Source organism: Pseudomonas sp. SDO5522_S412, assembly GCF_054071215.1.
Genome location: NZ_JBSVWQ010000232.1, coordinates 1 through 8,850, shown reverse-complemented (window position 1 = coordinate 8,850; position 8,850 = coordinate 1). Strand labels below are relative to the sequence as shown.

General features: G+C 60.7%; 8 protein-coding genes. 3 read left to right on the top strand and 5 right to left on the bottom strand.

Annotation, left to right across the window (positions count from 1 at the left end):
* Positions 1-377: 377 nt before the first annotated feature.
* On the top strand, positions 378-626 hold the full coding sequence (locus ACW9I6_RS27745; protein WP_457340062.1) for a DUF6124 family protein: 249 nt from the start codon (positions 378-380) through the stop codon (positions 624-626).
* On the opposite strand, the gene trxC is transcribed toward ACW9I6_RS27745, so the two are convergent.
* On the bottom strand, positions 614-1,048 hold the full coding sequence (gene trxC, locus ACW9I6_RS27740; RefSeq protein WP_457340061.1) for a thioredoxin TrxC: 435 nt from the start codon (positions 1,046-1,048) through the stop codon (positions 614-616). The genes ACW9I6_RS27745 and trxC overlap by 13 nt on opposite strands.
* 235 nt (positions 1,049-1,283) lie before the next feature.
* Here trxC and ACW9I6_RS27735 point away from each other — a divergent pair, with 235 nt between their 5' ends.
* Both ACW9I6_RS27735 and ACW9I6_RS27730 read left to right on the top strand, forming a co-directional pair.
* Positions 1,284-1,580 carry a type II toxin-antitoxin system HigB family toxin gene (locus ACW9I6_RS27735; RefSeq protein ID WP_093202502.1) on the top strand — a complete coding sequence of 99 codons (297 nt, stop codon included), beginning with the start codon at positions 1,284-1,286 and terminating at the stop codon, positions 1,578-1,580.
* Positions 1,577-1,978: a helix-turn-helix domain-containing protein gene (locus ACW9I6_RS27730; RefSeq protein WP_457340060.1), complete on the top strand. Its 402-nt coding sequence runs from the start codon at positions 1,577-1,579 to the stop codon at positions 1,976-1,978. The genes ACW9I6_RS27735 and ACW9I6_RS27730 overlap by 4 nt, the downstream gene beginning before the upstream one ends.
* A 6-nt stretch (positions 1,979-1,984) precedes the next feature.
* On the opposite strand, the gene selO is transcribed toward ACW9I6_RS27730, so the two are convergent.
* The 4 genes from selO to ACW9I6_RS27710 form a co-directional block, all read right to left on the bottom strand.
* Positions 1,985-3,448, bottom strand: coding sequence for a protein adenylyltransferase SelO (gene selO / locus ACW9I6_RS27725; RefSeq protein WP_457340059.1), 1,464 nt, complete (start codon positions 3,446-3,448; stop codon positions 1,985-1,987).
* A gap of 50 nt (positions 3,449-3,498) precedes the next feature.
* Positions 3,499-6,849: a mechanosensitive channel MscK gene (mscK, locus tag ACW9I6_RS27720; RefSeq protein WP_102604294.1), complete on the bottom strand. Its 3,351-nt coding sequence runs from the start codon at positions 6,847-6,849 to the stop codon at positions 3,499-3,501.
* 70 nt (positions 6,850-6,919) lie between these two features.
* On the bottom strand, positions 6,920-8,662 hold the full coding sequence (locus ACW9I6_RS27715) for a potassium/proton antiporter (protein ID WP_008439183.1): 1,743 nt from the start codon (positions 8,660-8,662) through the stop codon (positions 6,920-6,922).
* Positions 8,659-8,850: hypothetical protein (locus tag ACW9I6_RS27710; RefSeq protein WP_457340058.1), on the bottom strand; the 192-nt coding region annotated here is incomplete at its 5' end. The genes ACW9I6_RS27710 and ACW9I6_RS27715, both read right to left, overlap by 4 nt.

Sequence of the window (8,850 nt, the reverse complement as noted above, 5' to 3'; positions counted from 1 at the left end):
ATTCTCTATTGACTGACTCACCGCATTCGCGAGCAAGCCCGCTCCCAAACTTGGTCTTTGTTCCTACAGGGAAATCGTCGTCTTGCGCCGTTGCCTACAGTTACGCCAGAATCCGCCGGCTTGTGCGTCTGGATGGGCGTCTCTAAGGTTGCTCGGTCGCTGAATTCTCAGTGATCGGGTTTAGTAGCCCGAGTGTTTGTCGTTAAGTGCATAAGCTTCATCTTTCAGGCGCTGAGTCTGTGCTTGATGGTAGCTGTGCGTAGGGCGTCTTCGGGCGCGCCGGCTTCGACATTTCCCGGTCTACTAACCTGCGTACAGCTGCCACCCTAATTCGTTTAGTAGCGATCAGATGGCGGCTCCAATCAGGAATGTCGACCATGTTTAAAGCTACTCCAAATCCCCCGTCGTACCTTTTTACAGTCAGCCCCGGCCAAGCCATCGAAACCCTGATCCTCAATACCTACGAAACCTTCTCCTCAGTCACCACCCTCTTGCTCGACCTTTCCGACGACCTCACCGGCAAGCAGCGCGATGTCGCGTTGGCCATTCATCAATTGAGCGAATTGGGCGTATTGCTGATGGGGCAGGTGATGGGGCGGGGCGTCCCGCTACCTCAAACGCCCTGACTGCGCAGCCAGCTCATCAACTGCGGTAACGGAAACGCACCGCTCTGACGCGCCACTTCCTGGCCATTCTTGAACAGGATCAGGCTGGGAATCGAGCGAATCCCCAACTGAGCGGATAACTGCTGATTGGCCTCGCTATCGAGCTTGGCCAATCGACACTTCCCGGCCAACTGCCCGGCGGCCTGCTCAAACACCGGCGCAAACGACTTGCACGGCCCGCACCATTCGGCCCACACATCCACCAGCAACGGCAGGTCGCCCTTGATCTGGCTGGCGTAATCGCCCTGTTTCAGCTCAAAGGATTTGCTCAGCAGCACCGGTTGCTTGCAGCGCCCGCACTTCGGCGCATCGCCCAGGCGTTCATTGGGGATGCGGTTGAGACCGTTGCAGTGGGGGCAGGGAATTACTAGAGAGTCGGACATGCTGGGCTCCGTGAAAGTGGCCAATGGGTTCTATTTGGAGCCGGGAAGGGTGTTTATCAAGGTTCGACGCTAGTGACGTACGCGTTCACATTTTTGGTGGTGACTTCTATCGCGGCGTATCTAGGCTGTTGAAGGGTGCTTGGAATTGCGCCACTGGTCCGCCAAGGAATATCGCAGATTGCGATATTTTTTCGGAAAGACTAACCTTCATAGCAAGATGCGATAAGGATGTTGCATGCGAGTGATCAGCGAAAAAAGGATATGGGAAGCGAAAGAAAGATGGCCGCATTCAGCCACGGCACTGGATGAGTGGTATCGCAGAATGAAACGCAACAGTCCCGCCGACTTTGCGTCGATGAAAGGAATGTTCCCTGCAACAGACAAAGTCGGGCAGTTCCATGTGTTTGACATCGGGGGCAATAAGCTGAGGTTGATTGCCTTCGTGCATTACCAAGTACAACGAATTTATATCAAGTACCTGTTCGATCACCGTGAATATGAGCAAGGTAAATGGAAGGAGAAAATCAGATGAGCGCACTCATCAGGCAGGCTGCCGAACACTGGCAATTTGTTTCGCCATTGCTGCGCAAGCCAAGAAACGAGGCGGACTACGATACCTTGGTCAGCGCCCTCGACGAATTGCTGGACCTGATAGGCGAAGATGAATCCAGCCCGCTCATGAGCCTGGTGGATATCCTCAGTGACTGGATCGAGGCCTACGATCTCGAGCACCGGTCGATGCCCGTTGCCAGTGGCGTTGAAGTGCTACGTTCAATGATGCGAGAGCATGGCTTGACCCAAAGTGATCTCCCGGGCGTTGGTGCGCAGTCGGTTGTCTCTGAAGTACTTAGTGGCAAACGCCAACTCAACCTGCGGCAGATTCGTTGGCTGGCGGAGCGCTTTGGGGTTTCAGTGGAAACCTTTATCTAGGTCGCGCTATGAAGAACAACTAATCTCCAAATGCTTCCCCCAATCCGGCGGCCGCTGGGCGTATCGTTCCATCCCCGGCTGCTCTTCAAACGGTTTGGTCAGCACTTCATGCAGCCGGCGCACTTCGCTGTAATCCCCAAGCTCTGCCGCCTGGATGGCGTTCTGCGCCAGGTAATTGCGCAGGATATAAAGCGGATTCACCCCATGCATCCGCTCACGTCGCTGTTCTTCTGTGCCGCTGGCGTCGCGCTCCGCACGCGCCTTGTACAGATCCGCCCACTCATCAAACCCCTTGAGGTCGACAAAGTCGTCGCGCAACCGCGCCACGGCCAACGCGGCGGATTCATCCCCCAGCCGGCGGAAGAACAGGGTGTAGTCGACGCCGCTGTTCTGCATCAGTTGCAGCAGGCGCTCCACCAGTTTTTGATCGTCATCTTCGGCGGTGGTGAGGCCCAGTCGGCGGCGCATCAGGTCCAGGTAATGGGCCTGGAACAACGGCAGATACAGCCCCAGCGTTTCACGCAGCGCCTCGACGCTGATAAACGGCGTCAACGCCTGGGCCAGTGCGCTCAGGTTCCACTGCCCGATCGGCACCTGGTTGCTGAAGGAATAACGCCCTTCATGGTCGGAGTGGTTGCAGACGAACTGCGCGTCGAAATCGTCCAAAAATGCAAACGGCCCGAAGTCGAAGGTGATGCCGAGGATCGACATGTTGTCGGTGTTCATCACTCCATGGCAGAACCCATAGGCCTGCCACTTGGCGATCAACTCGGCATTACGCTCGACGATTTCGCGGAACATCGCCAGGTACGGCTCGGGCTGTTCCATGCATTCCGGGAAGTGCAGGGACAGCACGTGCTCCGCCAATTGCTTCTGCAATTCAGGCTTCTTGGCGTAGTAGAAATATTCGAAATGCCCAAAGCGCACGTGGCTGTGGGCCAGGCGCAGCACCATGGCGGCGCGCTCCTGTTTCTCGCGCCACACCGGCGTGGTGGAACCGATCACACACAGCGCACGACTGCTGGGAATGCCCAGCGCATGCAGTGCTTCCGACGCCAGAAACTCCCGGATCGACGAGCGCAACACCGCACGACCATCGCCCATGCGCGAGTACGGGGTTTGCCCGGCACCCTTGAGGTGCAGGTCCCAATGCTCGCCGGCCTGGTTGTACACCTCGCCCAGCAACAATCCGCGGCCATCCCCCAGTTGCGGGTTGTACGAGCCAAACTGATGCCCGGAATAGATCATCGCCCGCGGCTCGGCCTCGGCCCACAGCTTGTGCCCGCCGAACAGCTCGGCAAATACCGGTGTTTCGGCCACGGCGGGGTCGAGATCCAGCAGCGCCATGGCTGCCTCGCTCGCCACCACTAAACGCGGTTCGTCGATGGGCTCGGGCAGCACATGGGTTGAGAAGCAGTCGCCCAGGCGGGCGAAGCGGTTGTCGAAGGTCAGTTCGTCGAGGGCTTTCAACGGCCATCTCCTGAGCAGAATGTCCGACCATTCTGCTGGGGAGAGCGCGTTTAGTCGAGTTTGGCGGGCGGCGGCTCGGGCAGGTCCTGGTCCTGGGCGGGCGGCAGGATGGTCCGGTTTTCTTCTTCCACCGGCACCAGCTTGTATTCCTGGCCATGCAGGTTCTTCAGGTAAACCTCCATTTGCCGGAACGAGATGTTGATGTGGTGGTTCTTGAACTCGCGGTTGATGAAGCGGTTGACCTCATCGATCACCGGGTTGCGGTCGCCCAGGTCCCGTACATGCATGCGCAGTTCGTGATCGAGGGTGCTTTCACCGAAGTTGAGGAAGTACACGTGGGGCGCCGGGTCCTTCAGCACGCGTGGGTTTTCGGCGGCGGCCTTGAGCAGCAATTCCTTCACCAGGTCCAGGTCCGAGCCGTAGTCCACGCCCAGTTTCAGGGTGACCCGGGTGATGGTGTCGGTCAGCGACCAGTTGATCAGTTGCCCGGTGATGAACGTCTTGTTCGGGACAATGATGTCCTTGCGGTCGAAGTCGGTGATGGTGGTGGCACGGATGCGGATCTTGCTCACCGTGCCCGACAGGTTGCCGATGGTGATGGTGTCGCCGATCCGTACCGGCCGCTCGAACAGGATCATGATGCCGGAGATGAAGTTGGCGAAGATTTCCTGCATCCCGAAACCCAACCCCACCGACAGCGCGGCCACCAGCCATTGCAACTTGTCCCAGCTCACGCCGAGGGTCGACAGGGTGGAGACAAACCCGACGCCGGCAATCACATAGGACAGCAAGGTGGTGGTGGCGTAGGCGCTGCCCTGGGCCAGGTCGAGCTTGGACAGCACCAACACTTCCAGGAGGCCGGGCAGGTTGCGCGCCAGGGCGAAGGTGATGCCGATGATGATCAGGGCGCCGAGCAAGTCGCCGATGCTGATGGGCACCATGCTGATATTGGCGCCGGTGCCGCTGGTGTATTCGTAGAGGGTGACGTTGTCCAGGTAGGAAAACACCGAGATCAAGTCGGACCACACCCAGTACAACGCAGCGATAAAGCCGCCCAGCAGCGCCAGGCGAATCAGTCGCATCGACTGTTCGTTGACCTGTTCGATGTCCAGGGTCGGCTCTTCGATCACTGCTTCACCATCACCGGCTTCCTTGGCGGCCTGGCGTTTGGCCAGGGCCCGCGCATAGGCCAGGCGCCGTGCCGCTACGCCCAGGCCACGTACGAAGGTGGCTTCGATCACCAGCCAGAACATCAGCAGGTACAAGGTGTTGATCAGCCGGTCGCTGAGCTTGAGGGCGGTGTAGTAGTAGCCAAAGCATACGGCGATAAACAGCGCCACCGGCAGTGCCGTAAACACCAGGCCCACGGCCTTGCGAAACAGCGAGGCTTTTTCATGAGTCGGGCTGTTGAGCAGCAGGCGCCCGAGCAGCCACGCCATCAGTGCGTAGCAGGTCAGTACCACGCCGATGCCCAGCACATCGTCGGCCAGCGCTGCCGGCTGATGCTCGGCGATGGCCACCACGGCCACCAACGCCAGTACCACGAGCCCGAGCTTGCGTACCCAGCCCTGGAGGAATTCGACCTGGGGTTTTTCCCAGCGGAAGTGCAACTCGGCGACGCCGCCGGGCGCGAGGATCCGATACGCGGTGTAGAACACCAGCCACGCCTGGGCGATCTGCAGCAGGGCGGCGCCGAGGTTGGCGTTTTGCCCGCGGGCGTCGATCTGCAGCGCATAGCCGCAGAGTGCCAGGCCCAGGGCCACCGGCATCGCCAGCGCGATATTCACCAGGATCGCCACCGGCGTGTGCCACTGGCTGTCGCGTTTGAAGTGGCCGATGTCCATATGGATTTTTTTCAGCCGGGCATACAGGTAGCTGCGACGCCACAGCAGCGCGCCGATCAACAACAGCAGGGGCAGGAACAGCAGCGGGCGCTGGGTCAGGCCGTCATACAGCTCGCTGACGCTGGAGGCCCACGGCAGGGTATTGACCTGTTTGCTCAAGTGCGCCGGTACGGTTTCCAGCCATTCGGTATCCAGCGGCTTGTTGCTGGGAATCCAGAACATCTGTTCGTCGAGGGTCGCCCGCAAGGTGGTGGCGGTGCTCAGCAGTTGTTTCTGGTTCAGTTGCAGGGTGATGGATTCGTTGAGCAGTGCGCTCAGTTCCCGGCTCAAGCGTTCCAGCAGGTCGCTGCGGGTGATCGCCAGTTCCAGCAGGGTGCGCCGCAGTTGTGGCGTTACCTGGTCGGCCGGCTGGTTGGCCAGCAAGCTGTCGACGTAGGTGCTCGGGGTGCTGATCAGTTCGCGCTGCTGGTTGACCTCGAACTGGTACAGGCGAATGTTGGCGATGTCATCCGCCAGGTCGCGGTCCACGGTCAGGCGCGGCAAGGCCTGCTTTTGTTTGTAGAGGATCTTGGACAGCAACAGGCTGCCCTTGAGCACGTTGATCTGCTCGTCCAGCGCCGAGTCGCTTTGGGTCACGCTGTCCAGTTGCTGCTTGGTTTGCAGGTTTTTCTGGGTCAGCTCGTTGAGCCGGTCAGTGCTTTTGAGCAGGTAGTCGGACAGTTTCAGGTTGGCCGCGCTTTCCGTGGCGAGCAGGCTGCTGCCACCGGCCTTCTGGGCTTCGATGGACTGCTGGGTCACGGTTTCCTGGGACTGGGCCAGGCGTTTCTGGTTGATCAGGGTTTGCAGGTCCTGGATTTCCTGCTCCAGGCGCGCGGTCTTTTCCAGCACCAGGTCGTGCTGGCTGTTGCCCAGGTCTTGCAGTTGGCTGTTGCCGGCCAGTTCCTGGCGGCGCAGGGGAATCAGGGCGTTGAGGGCGGCCAACTCGGCATTCAGCTGGTTGCGCTGGTCGCCGCTGAGGGTCTTGCCGTTGTCCTTGCCTGCCTTGAGAGTCGCGTTGATCTGCTGGATACGTGTCTGGCTGCTGCTGATTTCGGTCTGGGCGCGCTCGGGACGGGTTTGGGCCGCGATGGTCAGGCTGTTGGCGTCGGCCAGTTCCTTTTGCAGGTCGCCTTGCTGGGTGGTGCGCTGCACCAGCAGTTGTTCAAGTTGCGGCACCGGCAAGGTGGCGTAGCGCTGGGCGACCGGAATGACCTTGGTGGCCTTGAGGCGGGTCAGTTCGCGCTGGTTGTCGACGGTCTGGCGCGGCGCGTCTTCGAGCTGGCGCTTGAGGTCCACCAGGCGCTGCTGGTAGTCCTGCTGGTTGCCGAGGAAGGTGAGCGTTTGCTGCAGGATGCTTTGCAGCGCCTTCATGTCGGCGTCGGGCAGCTTGCGGTCCGGCAGCTTGTCCAGGGTTTGCTGGACGGAATCGATGCTGGGCGGGTCGGCCGCGTGTACGGTGCCGACGCAGAGAGTCAGGCCCAGCAGGGCAGTGGCGAGAAAAGTGCGCAGGGTTGTCATAGAGACCGGTCGAGCAAGGTGAAAAATAGGGGGCGTCCCGACATCGACTGGCGCGCCGTCGCCCCGCAGTTTAGAGGAAGAGTCCGGGGCCCGGGCGACTTCCTTCGGGGAATCTGACGCCGACTTTGCCGATCTTGTTCCCGTCCATGACCGCGACGGTCCAAATGGTGTTGTTCCATTCCACCTGGTCGCCGACCACGGGTGCCCCGCCGACTTTCTGGGTGATGAAACGACTCAGTGGCATGTCCGGGTCGATGCCCTCGAGCTTGAGCCCGTACAGAGCCGAAACCGCGCCCAGCTGGGCGTCGCCTTCCAGGACGAAGTCACCGAAGAAGCGCAGGTCGAGGCCCCGTTGTGGTGCCTGGCTGAACAGTTTGCCGAGGGCCGGCAAGTTGTGTTCATGGCCGATTACGCACAGCAAATCATCGACTTCGAGCACCGTACTACCCGACGGATGGAGCAGTTGCTGGCCACGAAACAGCGCGGCGATCCGCGTGCCTTCGGGCATTTTCAGCTCCCGCAGGGCGGCGCCGATGCACCATTTTTCGGCGCCCAGGCGGTAGACGAACAGCTCCCACTCGCTGGTGACGTGCACTTCCAGGGCCGCCCGGGAAATCGGCGCCGGCTCTGGCGGTACCGTCACTTTCAACAGTTTGGCGACCCACGGCAGGCTCGTACCCTGCACCAGCAACGACACCAGCACGATAAAGAACGCCAGGTTGAAGTACAGCTGCGCGTGGGGCAGGCCGGCCATCAGCGGGAACACCGCCAGAATGATCGGTACCGCACCGCGCAGGCCGACCCAGGCGATAAAGGCTTTCTCTCGGCCATGGAAGGCCTTGAACGGCAACAGGCCGACGATCACCGACAGCGGCCGTGCGAAGAGAATCATCCACAGCGCCAGGCCCAGGGCCGGCAGCGCGATGGGCAGCAAATCATGGGGCGTGACCAGCAGGCCCAGCACCAGAAACATGCCGATCTGTGCCAGCCAGGCCATGCCGTCGAGCATATGCAAAATGCCGTGCCGGCTGCGCACCGGGCGGTTGCCGATCACCAGGCCGCACAGGTAAACGGCGAGGAAGCCGCTGCCGTGCAAGGCGTTGGTCAGGGCGAACACCACCAGGCCGCCGGAAATCACCAGGATCGGGTACAGGCCGTTGGCCAGGTTGATCCGGTTGACCATCTGCAGCATCAACCAACCACCGCCCAGGCCGATGATGCCGCCGATGCCGAACTCGCGGATCAGGTGGCCCAGCAGGCTCCAGTGCAGGCCAGTCTGGCCGCTGGCGAGCATGTCGATCAGGGTGACGGTGAGGAACACCGCCATCGGGTCGTTGCTGCCGGATTCGATTTCCAGGCTGGCGGTGACCCGTTCGTTAAGGCCTTTGCCGCCCAGCAGCGAGAACACCGCTGCGGCGTCCGTGGAGCCGACGATGGCGCCGATCAGCAGGCCTTGAATGATGTTGAGGTTGAACAGCCAGGCGGCTGCCATGCCGGTGAGGCCGGTGGTGATCAGCACCCCGACCGTCGCCAGGGACAACGCAGGCCAGAGGGCTACACGGAAACTGGCTACCCGCGTTCGCAGTCCGCCGTCGAGCAGGATCACGGCCAGGGCGAGGTTGCCCACGAGGTAGGCAGTCGGGTAGTTGTCGAAGATGATGCCGCCGCCGTCGACGCCGGCGATCATGCCCACGGCCAGGATGATCACCAGGATCGGAATCCCCAGGCGGGACGAAAGAGAACTCACCAGAATGCTCGCACCTACCAGCAACGCGCCGATCAAGAACAGGCTGTTGATGGTCGTCGCATTCAAAGGCAGTACTCCATGAGCAGGAAAGACGAGGCGCAAACTGACCATGCAGTCTGCGTGCCAGCGATTCTAACCTGTTGAATTGCTGTGCTGTCAAAAAGGTTTTGAATGGCTGGCGCATATTCAATGTGGGAGCGGGCTTGCTCGCGAAAGCGGTGTGTCAGTCGCCTTATGCGTATCTGATCCACCGC